Annotated in this window: 19 protein-coding genes; 10 read left to right on the top strand and 9 right to left on the bottom strand. The window is 56.4% G+C overall.

Annotation, left to right across the window (positions count from 1 at the left end; all coding sequences use genetic code 11):
- A partial coding sequence (locus HUK84_RS01570) for a PhzF family phenazine biosynthesis protein (RefSeq protein ID WP_176638640.1) occupies nt 1-474 on the top strand: 474 nt, incomplete at its 5' end.
- On the opposite strand, the gene HUK84_RS01565 is transcribed toward HUK84_RS01570, so the two are convergent.
- Nucleotides 471-1,517 (bottom strand): threonine aldolase family protein, encoded by a 1,047-nt coding sequence (locus HUK84_RS01565; RefSeq protein WP_176638639.1) that lies wholly within the window; start codon nt 1,515-1,517, stop codon nt 471-473. The genes HUK84_RS01570 and HUK84_RS01565 overlap by 4 nt on opposite strands.
- Before the next feature lie 178 nt (nt 1,518-1,695).
- On the opposite strand from HUK84_RS01565, the gene HUK84_RS01560 reads away from it, so the two are divergent.
- Nucleotides 1,696-2,661, top strand: a complete 966-nt coding sequence (locus HUK84_RS01560; protein WP_218064137.1) for a CHAD domain-containing protein — start codon at nt 1,696-1,698, stop codon at nt 2,659-2,661.
- A gap of 166 nt (nt 2,662-2,827) precedes the next feature.
- Nucleotides 2,828-3,037, top strand: a complete 210-nt coding sequence (locus HUK84_RS01555) for a hypothetical protein (protein WP_176638638.1) — start codon at nt 2,828-2,830, stop codon at nt 3,035-3,037.
- A 43-nt stretch (nt 3,038-3,080) separates the two neighbouring features.
- On the opposite strand, the gene gloA2 is transcribed toward HUK84_RS01555, so the two are convergent.
- The gene (gene gloA2, locus HUK84_RS01550; protein ID WP_176638637.1) at nt 3,081-3,473 is read right to left on the bottom strand and encodes an SMU1112c/YaeR family gloxylase I-like metalloprotein; all 393 of its coding nucleotides are present in this window, start codon (nt 3,471-3,473) and stop codon (nt 3,081-3,083) included.
- Between the two features lie 112 nt (nt 3,474-3,585).
- On the opposite strand from gloA2, the gene HUK84_RS01545 reads away from it, so the two are divergent.
- The 4 genes from HUK84_RS01545 (at nt 3,586) to HUK84_RS01530 (ending at nt 6,706) form a co-directional block, all read left to right on the top strand.
- Nucleotides 3,586-3,801 (top strand): hypothetical protein, encoded by a 216-nt coding sequence (locus HUK84_RS01545; RefSeq protein ID WP_176638636.1) that lies wholly within the window; start codon nt 3,586-3,588, stop codon nt 3,799-3,801.
- 106 nt (nt 3,802-3,907) lie between these two features.
- Nucleotides 3,908-5,206: a capsule biosynthesis protein gene (locus tag HUK84_RS01540; protein WP_246285280.1), complete on the top strand. Its 1,299-nt coding sequence runs from the start codon at nt 3,908-3,910 to the stop codon at nt 5,204-5,206.
- The gene (locus HUK84_RS01535) at nt 5,206-6,036 is read left to right on the top strand and encodes an ABC transporter permease (protein WP_176638635.1); all 831 of its coding nucleotides are present in this window, start codon (nt 5,206-5,208) and stop codon (nt 6,034-6,036) included. Before HUK84_RS01540 ends, HUK84_RS01535 begins: the two co-directional genes overlap by 1 nt.
- A gap of 22 nt (nt 6,037-6,058) precedes the next feature.
- Nucleotides 6,059-6,706: an ABC transporter ATP-binding protein gene (locus HUK84_RS01530; RefSeq protein ID WP_176638645.1), complete on the top strand. Its 648-nt coding sequence runs from the start codon at nt 6,059-6,061 to the stop codon at nt 6,704-6,706.
- A gap of 81 nt (nt 6,707-6,787) precedes the next feature.
- On the opposite strand, the gene HUK84_RS01525 is transcribed toward HUK84_RS01530, so the two are convergent.
- Both HUK84_RS01525 and HUK84_RS01520 read right to left on the bottom strand, forming a co-directional pair.
- On the bottom strand, nt 6,788-8,248 hold the full coding sequence (locus tag HUK84_RS01525; protein WP_176638644.1) for a phosphomannomutase: 1,461 nt from the start codon (nt 8,246-8,248) through the stop codon (nt 6,788-6,790).
- A gap of 146 nt (nt 8,249-8,394) precedes the next feature.
- A complete protein-coding gene (locus HUK84_RS01520) occupies nt 8,395-9,306 on the bottom strand; it encodes a hypothetical protein (protein ID WP_218064136.1) in 912 nt (303 codons plus the stop codon).
- Between the two features lie 225 nt (nt 9,307-9,531).
- On the opposite strand from HUK84_RS01520, the gene HUK84_RS01515 reads away from it, so the two are divergent.
- From HUK84_RS01515 to HUK84_RS01505, 3 genes are all read left to right on the top strand, one after another.
- Nucleotides 9,532-10,989: a hypothetical protein gene (locus tag HUK84_RS01515; RefSeq protein WP_176638634.1), complete on the top strand. Its 1,458-nt coding sequence runs from the start codon at nt 9,532-9,534 to the stop codon at nt 10,987-10,989.
- A 135-nt stretch (nt 10,990-11,124) separates the two neighbouring features.
- The gene (locus HUK84_RS01510; protein ID WP_176638633.1) at nt 11,125-12,930 is read left to right on the top strand and encodes a glycosyltransferase; all 1,806 of its coding nucleotides are present in this window, start codon (nt 11,125-11,127) and stop codon (nt 12,928-12,930) included.
- A gap of 87 nt (nt 12,931-13,017) precedes the next feature.
- Nucleotides 13,018-15,321: a glycosyltransferase family 4 protein gene (locus HUK84_RS01505; RefSeq protein ID WP_176638632.1), complete on the top strand. Its 2,304-nt coding sequence runs from the start codon at nt 13,018-13,020 to the stop codon at nt 15,319-15,321.
- 260 nt (nt 15,322-15,581) lie between these two features.
- Here the strand turns inward: HUK84_RS01505 and HUK84_RS23630 are convergent, their stop codons facing one another.
- From HUK84_RS23630 to HUK84_RS01480, 5 genes are all read right to left on the bottom strand, one after another.
- Entirely contained in the window at nt 15,582-16,862 is a 1,281-nt protein-coding gene (locus HUK84_RS23630) for a DUF4214 domain-containing protein (RefSeq protein ID WP_176638631.1), read from the bottom strand.
- A gap of 122 nt (nt 16,863-16,984) precedes the next feature.
- Nucleotides 16,985-17,422 (bottom strand): adenylyltransferase/cytidyltransferase family protein, encoded by a 438-nt coding sequence (locus HUK84_RS01495; RefSeq protein WP_176638630.1) that lies wholly within the window; start codon nt 17,420-17,422, stop codon nt 16,985-16,987.
- Nucleotides 17,423-17,823: 401 nt separating this feature from the next.
- Nucleotides 17,824-19,050 carry a polysaccharide biosynthesis/export family protein gene (locus tag HUK84_RS01490; protein WP_176638629.1) on the bottom strand — a complete coding sequence of 409 codons (1,227 nt, stop codon included), beginning with the start codon at nt 19,048-19,050 and terminating at the stop codon, nt 17,824-17,826.
- A 38-nt stretch (nt 19,051-19,088) separates the two neighbouring features.
- Entirely contained in the window at nt 19,089-20,402 is a 1,314-nt protein-coding gene (locus HUK84_RS01485; RefSeq protein ID WP_176638642.1) for a glycosyltransferase family 4 protein, read from the bottom strand.
- A 20-nt stretch (nt 20,403-20,422) separates the two neighbouring features.
- Nucleotides 20,423-21,691: a glycosyltransferase family 4 protein gene (locus tag HUK84_RS01480; RefSeq protein WP_246285279.1), complete on the bottom strand. Its 1,269-nt coding sequence runs from the start codon at nt 21,689-21,691 to the stop codon at nt 20,423-20,425.
- Nucleotides 21,692-21,707: the final 16 nt, after the last annotated feature.

The raw sequence follows: 21,707 nt of genomic DNA, 5'->3' as shown, positions 1-21,707 counted from the left end.
CGCCGGGCCGGCGCGGTCGAGGCCGATGTGCTGGCGGCGATCGCGCGGGGACTGCACCTGCCGCCCGATTCCATCCGGGCTTCGAACTGGGCCGACAACGGCCCGGGCTGGGTCGCCGTCATGCTGCGCAGCCGCGCGGAACTGCTGTCGGTGCGGCCCGATTACGCGGCACTGGGCGACCTCAAGGTCGGGCTGGTCGCGCCGTTCGACACCGCCCTCGACCGCGACGACGCGCTGTTCGAGGTACGGGCCTTCACCGGCGGCCCGGACGGGGTCGAGGACCCCGTCACCGGCAGCCTGAACGCCAGCCTGGCCATGTGGATGATCGGCGCGGGCCTGGCGCCCCCGTCCTATGTCGCGCGGCAGGGGACGGTGCTGGGGCGCCGGGGGCGCATCGCCATCACCAGCGACGCGGGCGAAATCTGGGTCGGCGGCACCGTCGTCACCACCATCGAAGGACGGGTGACGATCTAGCCGGCGGCATCCTGGGTCAGTGCCCGCAGATCGGCCGCCAGCGCGTCGATGCGGCTGCGATCGGCATCCCAGGCGAACATGAACCGCGCGCTGTCGCCGATGAAGGTATAGAAGTTCCAGCCCCGCGCCCGCAGGCCGGCGGTCACCTCCGCCGGCATTTTCAGGAACACCGCATTGGCTTCCACCAGGAACAGGATCTCGATGCCGGGCAGCCCGACGACCTGGCCGGCGAAATGCCGGGCGCTGCGGTTGGCGTGGGCGGCATGCGCCAGCCAGGCGCCGGTTTCGAGCATCACCGCCCAGGGCGCGGACAGGAAACGCATTTTCGAGGCCAGTTGCCCGGCCTGCTTGCAGCGGTAATCGAACCCTTCGGCCAGCCCGCGATCGAAGAAGATCACCGCCTCCCCGACCGCCATGCCGTTCTTGGTGCCGCCGAAGCTCAGCACGTCGACGCCGGCGCGCCAGGTCATCTCGGCGGGGGTGCAGCCCAGGCTGTCGACCGCGTTGGCAAAGCGCGCGCCGTCCATGTGCAGCTTCAGCCCCAGTTCGCGGCAGGCCGCGGCGATGGCGCGGATCTCCTCCAGGCTGTAGACCTGCCCGGTCTCGGTCGGCTGGGTGATGGTCACCGCCCGCGGGCGGGGGAAATGGATGTCGGTCCGGCCCAGCGCGAAGCCGCGAATCGCCGCCGGGGTCAATTTTCCGTTCTCGGTCCGCGCGACCAGGATCTTGGCGCCGTTGGAAAAGAATTCCGGCGCGCCGCATTCGTCGGTTTCCACATGGGCGATATCGGCGGCGATGATGCTTTCATAGGACTGGCACAGCGACGCCAGCGCCAGTGAGTTGGCGGCCGTGCCGTTGAAGACGAAAAAAAGCTCGCAATCGGCCTGGAAGGCCGCACGGAACGCCTCGGCCGCGCGCTGGGTCCACGGGTCGTCGCCATAGGCCTGGGCCGACCCGCGATTGGCATCCTCCATCGCGCGCAGCGCCTCGGGACAGATGCCGGCATAATTGTCGCTGGCGAACTGCTGCAGCGTCTCGACCATCGGGAAATAAGCCTTTCGTCATGCGAAACCAAACAAAATATCCCACTATCTCCGACCCGGCAAGGCAACAGGCTCGATGGCCATCGCCCTGGAATCCATGAAATCCCAACTTTTTCGCGCATCCCGCGCTTTGCGATTCCATACACCGTCATCGCGCCGGATGAAGTGAGGCATCGTCATGAGCCTGCCCGACCACGTCCCGACCGACATGCCCGAAAGCCACCGCAGCGCGCCGGTCCTGCTCGCGCATGACGATACGATCCGCGTCGCGGCCGGGCGGATCGTCACGATCCTCCGCGACCATCTGGCGGCGAACGTCCCGGTCGCGATCGACGGCCGCAATGCCGAAGGCGTGCACCAGGTGCGCGTCGCCTTGCGGCGATTCCGCGTCCTGACCCGCCTGCTGCGGCGCGACAATCCCAACGTGGTGCTCGAGGGCGTCTCGGCCCATGCCAAGGTCCTGGCCAAGGCGGTGGGCGACGCCCGCAACTGGGACGTCCTCCTGATGACGACGCTGCCCAACCTCCAGCCGCTCGGGCTGATGGACCTGGATGCAACGAAAACGCTGGCGCCGCGCGCGGAACCGATGCGCCGGTCGGCCTATGCCCAGGCGCGGCAGGCTTTGACGGGGCAGGACGCTGCACAACTCCAGACCATCCTGGACCAGATGGTCGAGGGCGAGCTGTGGGTCGCGCCCCTGGCGGCCATGGCGCAGGATTCGCTGCAGGAACCGGCGATCGATTTTTCCGCGCGTCACCTCGAGCGGCTGCACCGCAAGGCATTGCGTGCCGGACGGGATTTCGCCCTGCTGCCGCCCCAGGACAGGCACCGGCTGCGCGTGGCCCTGAAGAAGCTGCGCTATACCGCCGAGTTCTTCCGCGGGCTGTATGCGGATTCGGACCAGACGAAGGATTTCATCAAGAAGCTGTCGGCATTGCAGGACGTCCTGGGAATGGACAGTGACGTGCTGACCACGCGCTATCTGCTGGCGCGACTCGGCGAAGGGGCGGAGGACGATGCGCGGCTGCAGCACATGCTGGGGGCGGTCACGGGTTTTTTATGTGGCCATCAGATCGCCGTTCATCGGGACGCGCACCTGCGCTGGCGTAAATTCCGCCGCCATCGCACGTTTTGGAGCAGGTGAATCCGGCGGGCCCTGTCATGGGGATGTCATCAAGTCTTCGCCGTCCTGTTATTGTCTCGACGCGGGAGAGTGTGCATAGCAGCCGGTGTCTCCGCCGGCCCGGCCGACGGGACAGGGCACGCTTCCGGGCCCTTGATCGCGTGCTTCAGCACGAGGGAATTCGGCTATGTTCAAATCCGAAATCGTCGAGATCGACGGCGTCTTCGTCGGGGTCGTCATTCAGTCCCGCCGCGACGGCGCACGCGTGTTCCGTGCCATCCATGAATGGCTGCGCCCGCTGAACGGACAGATCATGTCCTCGCTGCAAGAGGCCCGACAGATCGCCGCGGGCCTGTTCCGCAGCCGCCGGGTCGGCTTGGCGGCGACGCCGGCTTAGAGCGGCGCCCGTTCAACCGATTCCGTTTGAACGGGGGTCTGCTCTAGCCCCCGGGGGCGAGTTCGTACAGTTCCAGCGGCAGGTCGTCGGGGTCGGCGAAGAAGGTGAAATCGCGGCCGGTCAGAGTGTCGTGGCGCACCGGCTCGACCTCGATCCCGGCTTCCTCCAGTCTGCGCACCGCGGCCCGCAGGTCGCGCACCCCAAAGGCCAGGTGGCGCAGGCCTCGGGCCTCGGGCCTCGAGGGGCGAGGGGGCGGGGCGGGAAAGGAAAACAATTCGATCTGGGCCTGGCCAACCGCCAGGTCGCATTTCCAGGACTGGCGTTCGGCACGGTAGGTTTCGCGGATGATCGGCAGGCCGAGGATGCGTGTGTAGAAATCCTTGGATCGGCCATAATCCGAACAGATAATGGCAACATGGTGCAACCCATCGATCATGGAGACGTCCTCGGCAAACAAGCTTTCTTAATGACATGCCGGATCGGGGGGAGGAACCCCTCTTGCGTAGATACAGGCCGATCCCAAATTTGAGGAATCGGCAATCGGTATCGTGCGGGAGGAAGGCGTGGAATCTCGTCCTGAAGCAACAGCGGGCGATTTGTACGCCCGCTACGGCGATGCCGCGTTGGCCATCGCCCAGACGCACCTGGATGAGGCGCGCGTCGATGGCGATGCCGCCAAAGCCCGATACTGGATCGCGGCATGTGATGAGATCAGGCGGCTGCACTCGGGAGACGATACGGTGGAGATCGATCTGTCGCGTTAGGGACGGCCGTTCGGCAAGGACGGGCGCGCTTCCGTCCCGCTTATGAGTCCGTGACCAGAGGCGGACCGGATTTCATAATTTGGACACGAGCACATGCACTCATGTCATGAAGATGAAGACCGGGGTGGATGAACGACGTGAGGGCAAGCGGATCGCGTCCTTTTCTCCCGGACCGCACTGGGGGTATGGTTTGCCTTTCGGAAGGGCTTGGGGCATGAACGCGGGTATGGTCGAAGCCAATATTGCAGCGCGTGAGGCGGTACCGCAACGCGCGATACGTCAGGTATCACCGGTCGGCAAACTGGCCGATTGGGTATGCAAGCGCCCCGGGCTCAATCTGGTGGTCGTACTGCCCACGGTCCTGGCGGCTGTCTATTATGCCTTTATCGCCTCACCTCAGTATGTGTCCCATGCCTATTTCGTAGTGCGGGGGCCGGGGGTGCAGGCGCCGAGCATGTTCGGCAGCCTGCTTCAGCAGGTGGGGTCAGGCGGTGGCGGCGGCAATGAGGACACGTACGCCGTTCAGACCTACATGATGTCGCGCGACGCGGCGCGCACGCTGATCGAGACGCAAAACCTTCGCGCGGCCTTCGACCGTCCGGATGCGGATTTCATCGCACGTTTCCCCGCGTTTTACCGCGGTAGGACGTTCGAGCATTTTTTCAGATATTATCAGAATCATGTGATTGCCGAACTCGACACCGAAACCGGTATCTCGAACCTTACGGTCCGCACGTTCTCGGCCCAGGATTCCCAGCGGATCGGCCGCGCGCTGATCGGCGCCGGCGAACGCTTGGTGAATGAGATGAACGAGCGGCAGCGTCGGAACATGATCGCGTCGTCCCAAAAAGAGGTGACCGAGGCGGAAGACAAGATCCGGCGTATCGAACTGGCATTCGCGGCCTATCGCAACAAGGAAGGGCTTCTGGACCCGTTGAAGCAGTCGGTCCCCATGTTGCAGGACATCGATCAGCTCAAGGCCATGCTGGTGGCGGCCAAGCTGCAGATCGCGCAGGTGACCAGGACGGCGCCAAACAGCCCGCTGTTGCCGGTGTATCAGCATCGGGTCGAGGCGCTGCAGGACGAGATCGCGCGGGCCAACAAGGGCATTACCGGCCCTGATACGTCGCTGGTGCCGAAGATCACGGCCTATGACGATCTGACGGTCCAGCGAGAGATCGCGGAACGCGAACTGGCGGCGGCGACCGTCAGTCTGCAAACCGCCAGGGCGCAGGCCGACCGCCAGCAATTATATCTCGATGAGATCGCAAAGCCGGATCTGCCGGATTATCCGGAATATCCGCATTCGGTCGCGGATATACTCATCGTGTTCGCCACGGGATTGGGGGTGTATGCAATGGGCCTGCTACTGATCAGCGGCGCGCGCGAGCACCAGATTACGTGATGGCGGCGCAACGTCAGGTTTCGGCCTCGCCCCAGCACGATCGCCGATCGTCGTCGCTGCTCGGATTGTTCATGCTTCAGTGCCGGGTGATCGGCGCCCTGCTGTTTCGCGAGATGCACACGCGATATGGGCGAGAAAATATCGGTTTCCTATGGGTGATCGGAGAGCCGATCCTGTTCTGTGCGGGGGTGGCGATCGCCTGGACCGCGATACGGAATTCGCACGAACATAACCTGCCGACGACGGCGATCGTCCTGACGGGTTATGTACCGCTGACCATGTGGCGGCACTGTCTTGGCCGGGCGGTCTTTGCGTTCCAATCGAATGGCAGCCTGCTGTTCCACCGGCAGGTGACGCCGCTTGATATCATATTGGCTCGTACAATTCTGGAAATCATGGGCGCGCTTGGTGCGGGATTCCTGGTTTTTCTGGGAGCATGGTTTCTGGGTTATATGGAACCGCCAAAAAATTACGGGATGCTCTATCTTGGATTGGGCTTCCATTGTTTGTTCAGTCTTGCAACGGCATTGCTCGTCGCGGCCCTAAGTGAAATGTCTGAACTGATTGAGAAAAGTATTAACATTTTTTCCTATCTTTCTCTTCCTTTCTCCGGTGCCTTCATGATGGTCGATTGGTTGCCGCCTCGGTGGCAGAGCGCCATTTTGCTGTCACCGAGCGTTGACAATATCGAGATGATTCGAGAAGGGCAGTTCGGTGACAGCGCCCATGCGCATTACGATATTTTTTATGATGGCTGGATTACGTTCGTTCTTCTTTTGATCGGTTTGTCCCTGACCTTGCGTGCGCGCCGCCATATCGTGGTTCAATGATATGGCGCATATCGCTCGCCCCATGGTTCGATGTGTGGATATCTGCAAGACGTTTCCCGTTCATCGCGGCGTGCGGCAGGTGTTGGAGCGCATCAATTTCACGATCGAAAAAGGGCGCAAACTCGGCATCGTCGGGCGCAACGGGGCGGGAAAATCGACGCTGATCAAGATTATCGGCGGTGTTGAGATTGCGACATCGGGCCGTGTCGAACGAACAATGAGCGTATCTTGGCCCTTGGCGTTCGGCGGTGCTTTCCAGGGCAGCCTGTCGGGGCTGGATAATCTGCGGTTCATCTGTCGGATATATGGCTTGGATTATGTCAGTACCCGTGTCTTCGTCGACGATTTTGCCCAGTTGGGAAAACAACTGGCCGAACCGGTTAAGACCTATTCTTCCGGCATGCGTGCACGCCTGGCCTTCGCGCTTTCGATTGTCATCGAGTTTGATTGTTATCTGATCGATGAAGTGATCATGGTAGGGGATGCCCGTTTTCTGCAACGTTGTCAGGACGAGTTGTTTGGAAAACGGTCTGACCGGTCGCTGATCATCGTGTCCCATGACATGGGATTTATCCGGGAGCATTGCGATACGGGGGCATTGTTGCATGATCGCCATCTGAACATGTGCGCAAGTGTCGCTGATGCGGTCGAGCGATACGAGGCGCTATAGTCAAATCAATATAGTCAAATCAATCTGTTGCATAAGAATGGGGTCAGTTTATCACGGGCTGACCCCGATCTTTTCAAGAAATCAATTTGCGAGATTTTTCCAGATACTGACGGCCGGGATTCCTACCTTTAACAGTTTCGCGGCACGTTCCGGAGTATCGGCTTCGACATAGACGCGTAGCTCCGGCGCATTGCCGGACGGGCGCAAATGGATGATTTCGCCACTTGCAAAAGTCATGCGAAGTCCATCCGTTTCGTCGGTATGAGCAAGATCGCCGCAAACGGTAACGAATCCCAGTTCCGCTGCCCCCTGCGCCGGATGGCGGCTGAGCTTTTCGATTTCGGCCTGGCTTTGGGCGGTTGGCATATCCACAAGGCGGTCGCTGAGCGTAAAACGCGGCGGAAGGGTGTTGACGAGCGCGGCTAGATCCTGACCGTGCCGATGCGCGGCCACAAGGGCACAAAGCATCGGTAGTACTGCATCGCGTGTCGGCAATGCGCGAAGTGTCTGATTGCCTTGCTTTATATCGGTTGCCAGTAGAAAGCCGCCATTGGCTTCGTAACCGACAGAAGGAACCAGCCCGGCTTCGGCGGCGTCGGTCATTGCCGCCACGACAAAGGGGGAGCCGATGCGGGTACGGCGGACATTGACGGCAAAGCCGGATTTTTCCAATGCCGTATTGCTGCTGACGGGTGTCGTGACAGCCGCCGCTCCAAGGAAACGTGCTGCAAGGATGCCGAGCACATCGCCGCGGAGCCAATATCCATTGCGATCGGCCAGAAGGGGGCGATCGGAATCGCCATCCGTGGTCATGATGGCATCCAGCGTGCCGTCGCATGCCCATTCACGTGCCAGCATGCCATCTTCCGGACGAACGGCTTCGGTATCGACCGGGATGAAATCGTCTGTCCGGCCCAGCGGGACAGCCTCGCCGCCAAGGGCCTCGACGATTTGTACTAACACGTCGCGACCAACGGCGGAATGCTGATAGACGCCTAACGTCAAGCCCGACAGCGCACCGGAGCCGAAAAAGTCGCGATAGCGCGCTATGTAATCAGGGACGACATCGGTCATGGCGGGCAGATCGACGGACCCGACCAATGCGCCGTTCGCGTCGAACCACCCGTCGGGCAGCATGGCATCCTGCGTACGCATGGCGGCCTCATCGGATTTGAGGAATTCGCCGCGCGTTCGGTTGAACTTGATGCCGTTGCGATCTGCCGGGATATGGCTGCCGGTGACCATCAACGAAGGCCATCCGCGTGCGAAGGCATACAGGCACAGCGCGGGCGTCGGGACGAAACCGCAGAAGACCGGCTCGCCCCCCGCATAGCGGATGGCGGCGACGCAAGCCCGCACGATACGTGGCGTACTGGGACGCAGATCTCCCGCAATTGCAACCGGGGTGCCGGGCGAAAATTCACCAAGTGCCGCAAGATGGCGCAGATATCCCTGTGTATAGGCAAAGCACACGGCATCTGTCATGGCAGCAACAAGACCGCGAGCGCCACTGGTCCCGAAGGCAACGCCGGATTGCTTCATCCACTCGGCTATTTTCATAAGGCGGGATATCTTTCAAAAAGTCGCAGTTAAGTCGGCATTTTTAGGCCAAGAGGAAAGGCCGCTTCTGATCCCGGCATGGAAACGAAAAAATCTTGCGCCGCAGACCGGAGAGTTTGTTATGGTTGTTATCCGGACAATTGCCATACTTTCTGATATCCCGAATATACCACTTCGGCTCCGATGGAGGACATGAATTGGTCTACGATCAGCCCCTTGCCCCCTTGACCGAGGGGAGGTACGTCGAAATCATCTACGCAGATGATAGTCCCTTCACCGATCAGGCGCCGGGCCGCCATGACCTCCATCGCATGATGCACTGCGCTTGGTACCGGATTTTCAAGGTCGAGATCGAATGAATCGAGATAGATCAGCGCCGCCGGCCGGCCGGCGACCGAACCAAGGGCATGGAGTGCCGCGACGGAATCATTGAGTATCGTGCTGGTGGTGCCGCTACATGCCCTGCGAGCGCTGTCGATACTGGCCGGGTTAATATCTATCGTGAAGACGGAGCCATGGCGTGTGCGGGCATACCAGTCGAATTGAAATGTGCTCTGTCCGTCCCCTTCCCAGTTGTCAGGGATGCGGAGACTGCCAGTTTCAACGATGAACGGGCGAGTATGCCTGTCCAATCTCTCAAAGATTGCCGCGAAGCCTTGCGCACGTTTGCCAAGAACAGGACGGAGATAGGTCTCGAAGCCAGTCCGAAAATCGCAGTCGCGTGCTTCTTTCGGCAGCCCGACATAAGCGAAATCGGCTTCCACCAATTCGGAAATCATCGTGTCGAGAGTGAGGGCGCGCTTGCGAATTCTTTCAATGGAGGCGCCGGAGGCAATTTCAGCAGCCAGGGAATCGATGCATTCGGGTTGCTGCATCAGTCTGCCGAGCGTCGCTTCGCCATCGTCTCCCGTAAGTTTGTCGAGAAGCGCGAGGATCGGGCCATGGTTTTTGTGAAGGGACCGTGCGCGGCGCCCTGCGCCGGACGCCCGGGGTGGCCGCGTGGAGGAGGAGGCGCCTTTGATAGAAAGATCGTCGTTCACCAGGATGTGCCTCCATTCTACAATGTCCGCTCAAAAAAACTGAATCGTCCTGATTTTTTTAGAAATCTCGTCGGGATAAGGATGGCTTCGTCCATACTCGGTTCTCGACCATATGCCACTGACGGAATAAGATTGTTACCGCCTTCCCCTATGAGTTAGAAAGCCAGTAACTATCTCTCAACCTGGACGATCAAATGGGACCGCCTGTGTTCCTGGAGACTTTCAGTGGCACTCAGATTTTCCATTTTGGGACTATTGGGCGGTATGCTGATTACCTCGGCTTATGCACAGCAGGGGACAATGTCTGACAAGGAGGGCCTTGGTCAAGTGCTAGCGCACAGCCGTCTTACGGCACCGATGATCAATGGCGGTACCGCGACAGGCTTGAACGTGAATCGTCAGATTTCGCTCCTGTCTTATGGTGCGAAATGTGATGGAGTGACGGACGATACAAAAGCGATCAACAAATGGCTGGCGAATGCGGCTGGGATGCCGGCGGATGTCGAACTCGAGGCGCCAGCAGGCGTGTGTGTGTTTACTGCTCCGCTAGCCAATCCGGGTGGGGTGCAGGCTAATCATGTCGATCTGCATGGAGCGGGGCCGTATGCAACGACTTTTCTCTATATGGGTCATGACTCGCAGATTGATCTTTTGACGATCGGAGATGGGGTCAGCCCGCAGAAGAACTGGTCGTTACACGACTTCCGCATAGCGTCGAATACAAGGATGAGTGCGGGAACCGCATTGCATGTGCGGGGGATGGTGCGCTCGGCTGTCGGAAACATCGTTCTTGATGGCCAGGAGGGCAATGGAAAACTTTGGAACGGTGTGTGGTTCGATGAGGTGGATTTTATTGCGACTTGGGGGCAAAGCTATGCCGTCGGTCAGAATGACGCTTTCCGTATTAATGGAGGAAGGCTCGGCTCGGCGGATTTTTCGCTGTTGGGTTGGAAGATCGGGCCTACTGATTCCCGTATTGTACCGAGAATTGGTGTGCATATCGGTGGTGGATTGGGTGGGTTCGTCTGTGGGCCCGGCACGGACATCATTGGTAACGGCACAAATGTTTTGATAGATAACGCCCTCGTTAGGGTAACAAACCGCGAACTATTCTTTGCCTCGGGTTGCTTCATTGACAGTTCCGCGTCAGGCGCAGGTGTTGAGGTTAACGACACGCAGGGTAATGCAGGCGACCTCTATATTTCATTTGCAGGCAGTTGGATCGCGTCCTCGGCCACCTCTAATCTCCAGCTCGACAAGGCGGTGCGGGGTCATCTTGTTTTTTCGGGCGGGACGATCTTCAATGCTAGGGGAGATGGCGTGCATGATGTCTCTATGATGCGACAGACTTATTCGGGCACGCAATTCCGCCAGAACGGACGAGGTGGAACTGGTGGTTATGGTTTCAACGCGTTGTCCTCAGCATCTGAAATCATGCTGATTGGCGATGATTTTGAAGGCAATTACAATGGCCCCATGCATGGGAAGGAGCATGTTCTGTCTGATGATGCGGCGACGTTCCTTGCTAGACGTGTCGACTTACCGCTGATCTGGACCGCCGACACTTCCCAATGCGGCTCGTTGCCGGGCGCAAGCGGGTGTCTGGTTCTACGTGACGCGAAAAGAAAGGTACATTTCATCCCGGCCTGGGGAGGAGCGGCAGGCGAGGGGACATCAAGATAGTGTTGCAGCGTCCTTCCGGTAGCGTGAGAAGGGCGAAAATGACACGGGCTTATCTTGGGCGTTATCACATATCCTCTCTTTTAGGCCGTTCTCTTTTAGGTTAAATGAGCGCGAGGCGACATATTGGCTAGTGACATGAAAGAGTTTCAAAGAACAGTTTGGTTCGATGTATCTGATCTCCTTGGCTACTTTCCTGACAACCGGACTCCTACGGGGATCCAGCGGGTCCAGATCAGCGTTATCCTGTCACTTCTCTCGGGTGACGAGAGAGCAGGAATTGGGCTTTGCCGCTTTCTGGAGGAGGAGAATGGCTGGTTTTCGGTAGATCCTGATCGCTTTATGCAGGTGTGCACGCTCAGTTTGACCGGTTCCGACGCGCGGGATATAGCATGGCGTCGTGAGGTATCAGTGCTGCGTCAAGAAGCAGTGGCGGCAAAAATTGATGCTTTTCCGATGCGGTCTGTCTTGATCAACATCGGTACCTCTTGGTGGCTTCCTAATTATTTCATGCATATTCGGGAAGCGAAAAAAAAGAGCGATATCTATTACATTCCGTTCATCCACGATGTGATTCCCGCTGTAACGCCACGCTTTTGCGCACATGAACTTGTCCATGAATTCATTGATTGGTTTATGGGCGTTGTGCAACATGCGGACCGATATTTTGCCGTTTCGGAATCTAGCAAGAAAGATTTCCTCGCTCTTGCGGCGGAGTTGAACGGTGGTATCTCGTCGGCTGACGTGTGTGTCGTGCATCTGGCTGCCGAAAAGCGGGTTGCACCTGTGTCTATGACGGCGGCCGCGAGTCTTTTCAGGCGAGCGGGGATTGAGCCCAGAAAATTCGTTTTCTTCGTCTCGACGGTCGAAGCCCGCAAAAATCAAGCCGGAGCGCTCGATGTCTGGCAGAACCTGATTCGTAACAATCCTTATCTAAAGATTCCTAAGCTTGTAATTGTCGGAAAGCGCGGCTTCGAAAGTCATTTTTTCTTAGATAAGTTAAATGCGTTTATCGAGGCTGAAAAATATATTGCCTATATTGAGAGTGTTAGCGATGAGGAGCTTGAGGCACTTTATTCATCCTGCCTATTTACGATCTATCCAAGTTATTATGAAGGCTGGGGGCTGCCGATTACGGAGTCGCTTGGCTATGGCAAGGTTTGCGTTACGGCGGATAATTCCTCTTTGCCGGAAGCTGGGCAAGGATTGACTGTCACTTATCGCACAGGATCGAACCATGATTTTGAGGAAAAACTTCTCTCTCTGCTCAAGGACAAAAGACGATTAGCTGCGCTGGAACAGCGCATTGCGGAAAATTTCCAATCTCGTACATGGAAAACGATCGGCCAAGAAGTTCTGGCGTTTGCCGAATCTGTTCAAAAGGGCGCTGAGAAGACCAAAAAGATTGAGCCCGTGCTCGAGCCAGCTTACTACGCATTCAATCGCAATAGGAAATTACAGATTTCGAGCGAACTCACTTCGGCGGAGGTGCTGCGTGCAGGTTCGGGTTGGCACCGTCTTGAGGATTTCGGTAGCTGGACACGTGGCACCGGGGCGAGGCTTGCCTTTACCACCGCGCAGCCATGCGACCGGATTTCGGTTCAGCTCAAAGGAATTCCATCTTCCCAATGTGAAGTGACGGTTTCAGCCAATATAGCGGGGTCGTCTGTCGCGCTTCGCCTTAATCCTGATGAGGTGGCTTGGTGTTTCTTAGATTTTGATGAAGATATCGCGGGGAAGCCACTAGAAATTTACATTTATTCGAGTGAAATTGAAACTACGACTGATCCGGTAACGCGCCATTCTCGCGCTATTTCGGTCGGTGTTTGCGGCGTATACGTCTTTGATAAAGACAATGCGAATGCGCGCACGGACTTCATTGAAGCAAACCTTTTCGATACGTTAAAATACAAAAAGGTAAAAAATTTACTCTGTGTCAAATGAGCTCCATCGAAACGTTATCGGAGGACACATGTCGGAGGACACATGGATGTTGAATCGGCGCGAGATTGGCGAAAAATGAGATTGGTCGTGAGTGCTATTACACGATTCCGGACGCAGAAATTCTATAAGTCGGGCGGTGTCTGGGTCTCTAAAGCCCTTCATCAGAAAATGAAGCAGGGCAATGCCGCACGGGATGCGGGCGACTGGGGTACCGCGGCTCGGCATTTTAGGGATGCAGTAGCAATCGATGGGTCACTCGCGCATGTCTGGATTCAACTCGGGCACGCGCTCAATGAAATCGGCGATCGCAGGCATGGGCTTACGGCGTACCGGACCGCTCTTGCACTTGATCCCTCAAAAGGCGAATGCTACTTGCATCTTGGTCGCTGGCTAGCCCATGATGGTGATTTCGAAAACGCGATCGAGGCTTACAAATCTGCTTTTTGGTTTAATGACGTGTCGGTTCACGTGGAGCATGAAATCGCTGCTGTGCGTCCGTCGCTTGGTGTGTTCTTGCAGCAGAGTAAGACGTCTAGAGCGACTGTTACCCATTTTCAGAACAGAGAGACAAATGCCCAGCTTACTTCAACTGAGACCGTGCTCAGTTTTGACGTTAGTGATTTAATTGCGCATTTTCGACACAATAAATTCCCGACAGGTATTCAGCGCGTCCAGATCGAGGTTATAGCGGAAGCTGTTACGAATTTCGCCAATCGTACTGAGATTTTCTTCTTTATTGATGGCATAGAGCATTTTATTTATCTCGACCATTCAACGTTCATGTTGCTGGCAACATTGTGCAAAAGCGATGATCATGAGGCCTGGGTGGCGGCGCGAGACGAATTTTTTGGGAGTATTCCTTTCTCGCGACCTTATCTGCCGCCGTACGGTGCGATCGTAATAAACCTGGGCACATCGTGGTGGATGTATAATTATTTTCTTGCGATTCGCAATCTTAAGCGAGAACGCAATATCACTTTTATTTCATATGTTCATGATCTCATACCGGCGATCAAACCCCAATATTGCGTAGATGGAGTCACTATAGACTATAATACGTGGCTTGTAGGGGTATTTTTTCACGCCGATGCATTCATAACTAACTCGGCTTCGACGACGCGTGATTTGGCCTATGTGGCTCATGTCATGGGTCATCCGCTGATCGAGCGAGATGTTGCAACGATACCGCTCAACGCTAGCTTCTCCAGTGATGATGCAGAGGGCACGCTCCCGCATGCCGCGCTCATCGAAAAGTGGGGTCTGCGGGCTCGCAGTTATGTTTTATTCGTTTCGACGATTGAGGCGCGTAAGAACCACGAAGCCGCGTTTCTAGTCTGGCAGGCTCTCGTAAAGAAGAATGGTGCCGCCGCCGTTCCACCACTTGTCTGTGTCGGTAAACTCGGTTGGTTGAACGACCGAGCGATGTCCGTGATCGCGGATGACCCGTCGCTCAGTAGCAAGATCGTCTTTATTAACCGGGCGAGCGATCTCGAGCTCAAGAGTCTTTACAGTTTGAGTCTTTTTACTGTTTATCCAAGCCATTACGAGGGTTGGGGGTTGCCGATTACGGAATCTCTTTCTTATGGACGGGTACCGTTGGTTGCTGATAATTCTTCTCTGGTAGAGGCGGCGGCCGGGTATGGCGTGGTGTTTGAAAGCGGTAATATCACAGATTTCATTGAAAAAGCGGAGAAGTTACTTGTCGATGCGGCGTTTAGGACCCATTTGGAACAACGGATCGCGAAGTACTACAACGTGACGACTTGGCAGAAAATGATGGGCGAAATCGTCACTTTTTCTGATAGCGTGCAGGCTGGTAAGAAGTCGCTTTATGATCGGTTTCCTAAAGCGCTTGAGGGATGTTATGTCCCAGTCAATCTGCATCGTGATCGCAGTATCTGGCATGGAATCGCTAGTGGCGAAATGTATCGTGTCGGTAATGGATGGCTGTGGCCCGATCCAAGAGGCTGCCGCATTAAACCTGGTCTTGCCGAACTCTGTGTTCCAAACCTTGCGTTTCCGGTTGCACGAGTCTTTCTGCATGTACGAGGGTTGGATTCAAAGGAGTCTTTTTTTTCAATCTATACAGAAACGGATATTGTTTTCTCTGGTATGTTGAAACCGGGACAGGCAATGTGGGCTGTGTTCGACGTTGATGTTGATTCGAAACGCTGCGCATGCTTTGAAATTTGCTCCCTTGATTCCGAGATTATCGTAATGGATCACGGAGGGAGCCCTAAGCGCTATTCCGCTGGTGTTTTCGTCTTGGGTTTCTGTGTTTCTAACAAACATGATCACCGTGACAGGCTGGATTTCCTTGAAGCAGTGACGAATAACAAGCTTGAACATGCCGACGCCTTTGCAAAGAACCGCATACGGCATTGGGTTTGATGTTGGATATTTCGGATTGGTAGAAGCAATAGCGAAAAACTGGATGACGGTAGGCTGAGAAGGTCATGTATCATAGCGGGTGAGCAAGAAGCCCGCCCAAGGCTCTTCAAGGGCGATGCACTGGAGTAACTGAAGCTGTTGCTGATTTTCGAGTTATTTGATCTCTTGATGCGAGCCGTTCCAAGATTCGAATCGAAGTAACGAAAATCGACCATCTTATCAATGTCATTGCGTCAATTGTCCATTCCACGAACGACTCGTTATCGAGTCTCATAGCGGGGATCGGTACCAATCATCAGTTTCGGCCATGCATCGCGAAACGTAACTGGCCGCTGCATAGCTTCGTCACTTTGAGCGAGTTCCAAGAGAATTTCCAGCCCGCCAGAAAGTGCTGATGACGAAGACGTATTGAGTTTGGTTAAATAATGACGAAGACCGTCCAGGTCCGGCTCTCGGCCCAGAATCAGACGATATGCGTGTTGTATAAATTCGATCGCGGCTTCTTGATGATGGGGTGCTTTTTCCTCGGCCATTATCCGCTCCCGCCCCTCCGCTATTGACAGAATTCCCTTTGTGCAAAGGTCTTCTTGCATCGGGCAAATTATGGTCTCGATCAGAAAATTATCATTGAGTGGGCGGGTGTTTATCAGAGGATCTCCGTGAAGGGCAGCAATCAGAAGTGCCTTGTCCAGGATGAAAGTCGAATCAATTTTAAAATCGGTTTCGGGTACATATGCAAATCTATCTGATGCGGGATCCATTATACTGTCGTCTATGTCGTAGTCTTCGATATAAAGTGATCTATCTATTATAAGATAAGTCTTTTTTGACTGAGAAATCTCGAAAGTCATAGAAGATATGTCTCCAAATACCCTGTCGGCATTGGAGAGTATGGATGTAGTATTTTCGAGAGACGATATTATGACGCGAGACCTTTTAAAAGGATAAGGCCGTGAAAATTCGACCTGAGCAGGATGAAGCAGATATATGACATTATCCCTGTCTGGAAGAGAAAAGAGAGCCTCTTCTTTGAGGCCCCATGAAAATACGACTACGTCATACGGTATCGGCGGTAGAATGTCTTTTCGCGCTTCGTCGGGAACGAGGCAAATGAATTGATTCGCTTTGGGATACCCACCCAGGTGAAAACGCGTGCTTCTCGATGGATACAGGCGTTCCAATCGTTCTTTCCATAGGATGCTGGGCGCGAAATAATCATCGTAACAAAGAAAAGCATCGCTATAGGTAAATTTTTTGAATGGCGATACTCCATGTTCGATACCGATGAGGTGATAACTCCATCTGGGGCGAATGATCTCTAGCCAATTTGTTACGGATCCAGGCGAAGCCGCGATGATTATTGGAAACGTCGCGCCGAACAGAAACGAAAGCGCACTGTCGGCGTATCCGCGATCAAATCCTATGGTGAACAATCGCGCGTCAGGCCGATGAATGCGGACGGAATTATAAATCGGAAGAAGACTCATCAAGTCTTTTTCCTCGAAAGCGACAAAGCAGATTTCCGCATGTTGCTTGCTCACAGGCCTTTACCTCGATGTCTATTGTAAAATTTTTCTTTTACAGGATATATTTGTATGATTTTGTGGTATCATATAAATGATGTCTAAAAATATGTATCTGGAATATTTTGCGGTTTTTTCGCCTAATCACAATACATATCTAGGGGACGGCATGGTTCGGTGGCCATTAAAGAATTCTGTGAGATAATATTTCGAATCTGTGTAGTCGAAACTCCCTCAGTTCGCGGCAGGTACACGACTGAGCAATATCGTGAAAGATCATCAAAGCGGCCTGTCCAATCGTCGCCCATTGCAAATATATCTGCCGACAATCTGGTAATGTCCGATAATTTTTGATCCCAATGTTCTTCCGCGAATACGCCGTCAACAAAGCGACACGCCGAAACTATTTCGCAGCGCGCCATGAAATCATTTATCGAGCGCTTATTTTTCTGGGCATTGAATTCATCGGTCGAGATGCCGACAAAAAGACGATCACCAAGAGCGCGGGCGCGGCGAAGCAGGCGAATGTGACCCACATGAAACAGGTCGAATGTTCCATATGTGATGATCGTTCTCATAACTCCTTAATCCGTTCCCGTATGTGGATGTCTCAAAATCTTAATAAATTTGTCACATATTTTATCCGGTCAGGCAACAACAAGATTTATTGAAGTAATTTGTGGAATGTTCATTAATAATAATTTGTATGTGCTCACGTGGAGTAATAAAATAAGTAATTATTTTTTGATTTGAGTGTTAAAAAATTAAAATCACTTTATTATTCAAAGAAGTATTTATCCCAATTTTAAACCCCCCAGAGGAAATGCAATAATTTGTAACATTAAGGGCCATTTGACGTTACGGCGCCACTGAACATCGATTCAGCGGAAGTGTTTCAAATTGTTATTTTGCCGGGCGTCGTCAAGCGATCAGGCAGAATCGCCTGATCGCGACGTAATTCAAATAATAATGAATATTTCTATTTCGCGAGATAAGCCGCAGACATGGTCGGGCTAACCAGTGTGCTTAACAGATTGAAGAACTTGTAGAATTTATTAAGCTTTGCATTGGCGATAAAGATCAGATCCTTGTCGTGCATCGCGAAATGCTGGGCGATGAAATAGCTTGTCGGCTTCATCATATCCAGTTGGTAGAGCACAGGGGCGACCGCCGCGCCCGGGCGCACGGGCAGGCCCAGGCGTGTGGCGACTTCCGGCTTTTCATACCGGAACAGGAACACGGCGTTCGGGTCCGCGCGATCGTCCGATGGACCGCCCGTCCCCGCGACCGCTTCGGCGAGGCTGAGCTGCGAAATTGGGAAGGGGACGACCGAAACCTTCGATGTCGCACCGAATACCGAATAGGTCTTCGGCTGATACGTGACCTGAATGCGATCGCCGGGCACGAGGGCCACATTCTGTTGCGGGTCGTTTTCCAGCGTCGTCAGGGCGACCGAGCCTGTCCGTTCGTGACGGGTCAGGTAAACCTGCAGATCCTGCGGCAGGCGGGCCTCGCCGCCCGCGATGGCGATCATGTCCAGCAGATGTTCGTGGGCCAGGGTCAATTCCTGGCGGCCGGGTTTGCGGACTTCCCCGCCCACGACTACTTGGTTTGCGATATCATTCGCGATGCGGACCAGGACCTGGGGGTTCTGCGACAGGCCATGCAACCCGCCCCGGATCGCTGTGGCCAGTTGCGCGGGCGTGCGGCCCGCGGCTTGCAGACGGCCGACATATGGAATGTCGACGGTACCGGTGGCGTCAACGACGATCGGCGGCAGATTGTCGGCGCTGACGGCGGGCAGGGGCCCGACGCTGCCCATGGACTGGCTGCCGGTGCTCTGCGTGGCGACCCCCGAACCGGTGCCTCCGCCGACGCCGCCGAACAGGCTGCTACCCAGTTCGAAGATCGAGACCTGCAACGTATCCCCAGGACCGATACGTTCGGCCGCATCCGCCGCCGTGGCGGTTTCGATCAGCGTGTTCAGCGGCGGGGGCTGGTCCGTGGCCAGCGCGTCGATCACCGATGGCGTCACGTTGACGATGCGATAGCCCAGCGTATTGGTCGCCGGCGATTTGGCATCGCTCAGGATGTCGGATTCGACCGGGCCGCTGGACGGCATGGCGCTGCAGCCGGTCAGCAGGGCAAGGGCGCAGGTCAACGTCGCCAGCCGTACGGCCTTGGCGGGGGGGCGATCGGGTTTCATCGCGTTTGTTTCTAACCGCTCGGTTCCAGGGAGGAAAGTCACCGCTTGGCCGCCTTCAGGACGGTGTCATACATCGTTCCCAGCCGGCGCGCATAGTGGTCCATATCGTATAGGGCTGCGCGGCTTGGCCCGGCCGCCGCCAGCCTGGTGCACAGCGCATCGTTGCGATCCAGCCGGTCGATTCCGTCGGTTATGGCGGCCGTATCGTACGGATCGACCAGAAGCGCGTCCTCGCCTGCGACTTCGCGCGGCGCCCCTTCGCGCGAGGTCAGGACCGCCGTGCCGAAAGCCATCGCTTCCAGGACGGGCAGGCCGAATCCCTCGCTGAGGGAAGGAAACAGGACGGCCCGCGCGCCGCGGATCAGCGCGCCCAGCAGGCTTTCGGGCAGATAGTCGATCTTGACGATACGGCCCAACTGGATGCCGCGTTCCAGAAAGCGCAGTTCCTGCTCGGATTTCCATGCCATGGCCCCGACCAGAACCAGGCAGCGGCTGCTTTTGGATTCAAGGAAGCCTTCGATGACACGGCCGATATTTTTCTTCGGCTCGAACGAACCGAAGAAGAGGAAATAGGAGTCCATCTCCAGGCCGAACGCACCATGAATTTCCCGGGCGATCTCGGTTTCGGCCTTTTCGAGGATCTTATGGTCCGGGGCGATCGATTGGTAGGTATTGTGGATTTTCGGGGTGGCCTGCGGGAAGAAATCGACAATATCGGATTTGGATGCCTCCGATACGGTGCAGATGCCGTCCGCTTGAATACAGAGATCTTTGATGAGCCGGAAGTAATAGCTCTTGTTGTCGAGAGTCGTATGGGGCAGGCGCAAGGGAACTAGATCATGCATCGTGTAGATATTGAGCGCGCCCGTGACGCGAATGGGCAGCGGATAGGTCCAATGCATGATGGCCGGCGGATCCGGTATTCGTACCGTCGTGAAGCGGCGCGCGTACCGGTAATGTAGCGCAGCCCTGTGGAACAATTCGGGAACGTTAAGCAGGCGGTCATGGGCCGGCATGCGCGCAGTAAAGCCGCGCGCGTCGACCCGACCGGAAAGCGGAATCGGCACGGCGTCATAGCCGGCCAGATCGCCCCGGCGTTCCCGCCACCACCGGGACGAGAAGAGCTTGGTGCGCTTGCTCGGGACCTCCTGGCCCAGCGAGTCGAAGAAGATGACTTCTCGCAAGTCGGTCGACATACGGTGCGTGATGTTCATGCCGTAAAGAACATCGACCTTATGCCCCATACCCGTGAGGCAGCGGCTGAGCGTGCGGGCATAGGTCGCGACACCCGTGCCGCGCGGCAGGGCCAGGTTGAAGCCGTCGATACCGACGCGAATAGGGGTGCTAACCATCACATATCAATTTCGCAAAGTTAAACCGGGTCAGCAACCCGTACAAGCCGGGGAAATCGCGTAGGAGATAGTGCGACGCGGGCGTGGTGATCGCTCTGCTCCGCGGCGATGTCGAGGGCGAAGGCGACGCCCCGGGCCGCTTGATCATGCCAGTTGCGGCTGATGCGTTCGGGCGGAGGAGGGGACGATCCGAGGGCAGGACGTTCGAAACTCCTGCGTTCGATCTCGGCCTGCCAGCCTGGCCCGTCGATAGGATCGATATAGGTCGCGCTGTCGCCGGCGACTTCACGGAACACGGGGACGTTCGAGCAGATGCATGGCACGCCCAGTGCCAGGGCCTCGACGAGCGGAAGACCGTACCCCTCGGTAAAGGACGGGAGAAGGAGCGCGCGCGCGCGCGAAAGATATGTTGCGACGTCGCGGTCCGACGCCGAACCGTGCTCTTCAACCAGATTCTGCAGGGCGGGGCAGCGTTCCAGCATGTCGATGATATTTTCGTTTTCCCAGCCGCGCTTGCCGATCAGGATCAGTTTCGGCGCGCGCGTTCCATGCGTCTCGGCAAGGCGGCGCCAGATATTGAGCAGCAGAAGATGGTTTTTCCTGGGCTCGATGGTCCCGAGACAGACGAAATAAGGCGGATCGTCTCGAGACGCCGTGGCGGCGGCTGGTTGTGCGGCGACATGGATATGCAAGCCATGAGGGATGATCTCGATCGGCCGGTCGTTGCCTTGTTCCGTCATGAAGGGCCGCAGCCCGTCCCGGACATAGGCCGACGGAACGATGACGCCGTCGGCCAGGCGCGCGACCGTGCGGATGCGCCTTGTGTGGCGCGCCGGTTCGCGGGGCCGCGCGTATTCGGGAAATTCTATCGGGATCAGGTCGTGGACCATCGGCACGAAACGCAGTCCGGACCGGGCGATGAACCGTTCGATGGCGCCGGTCTGTATCAAATGATGGTGAGACAGTAAAAGATAGACCCCGCCGGCCGGCCCCGGCCGCCGCTCCAGCGGCGCGCGATGCAGCAGGCGGCGGGCCCGCCAGATCATGGAAGCGGCCTGGGACGCGCCATGCTGCCAGATATTCGCCAGGTCCCGCACGAATGAAGCGGTGCGCTGGAACGGAAGATGGGAAAGGCCGGCGATCGGATGATAGGCGACGAAATGCGTCTGCTGCGGATAGGCGTCCAGCAGAAAGGTAGCGTACTCGATTTCGACCCGGTCGATGCCCGTGGGAACGGACGCCCCGGCGCGGGACAGGAGGCGCGAGACATCTAGAAAGATGGGAAGCATGGCGTGCAACGATCCG

This window comes from Nguyenibacter vanlangensis (assembly GCF_013376155.1).
Taxonomy (GTDB): Bacteria; Pseudomonadota; Alphaproteobacteria; order Acetobacterales; family Acetobacteraceae; genus Gluconacetobacter; species Gluconacetobacter vanlangensis.
This window is presented reverse-complemented; position numbering and strand designations above follow the sequence as displayed.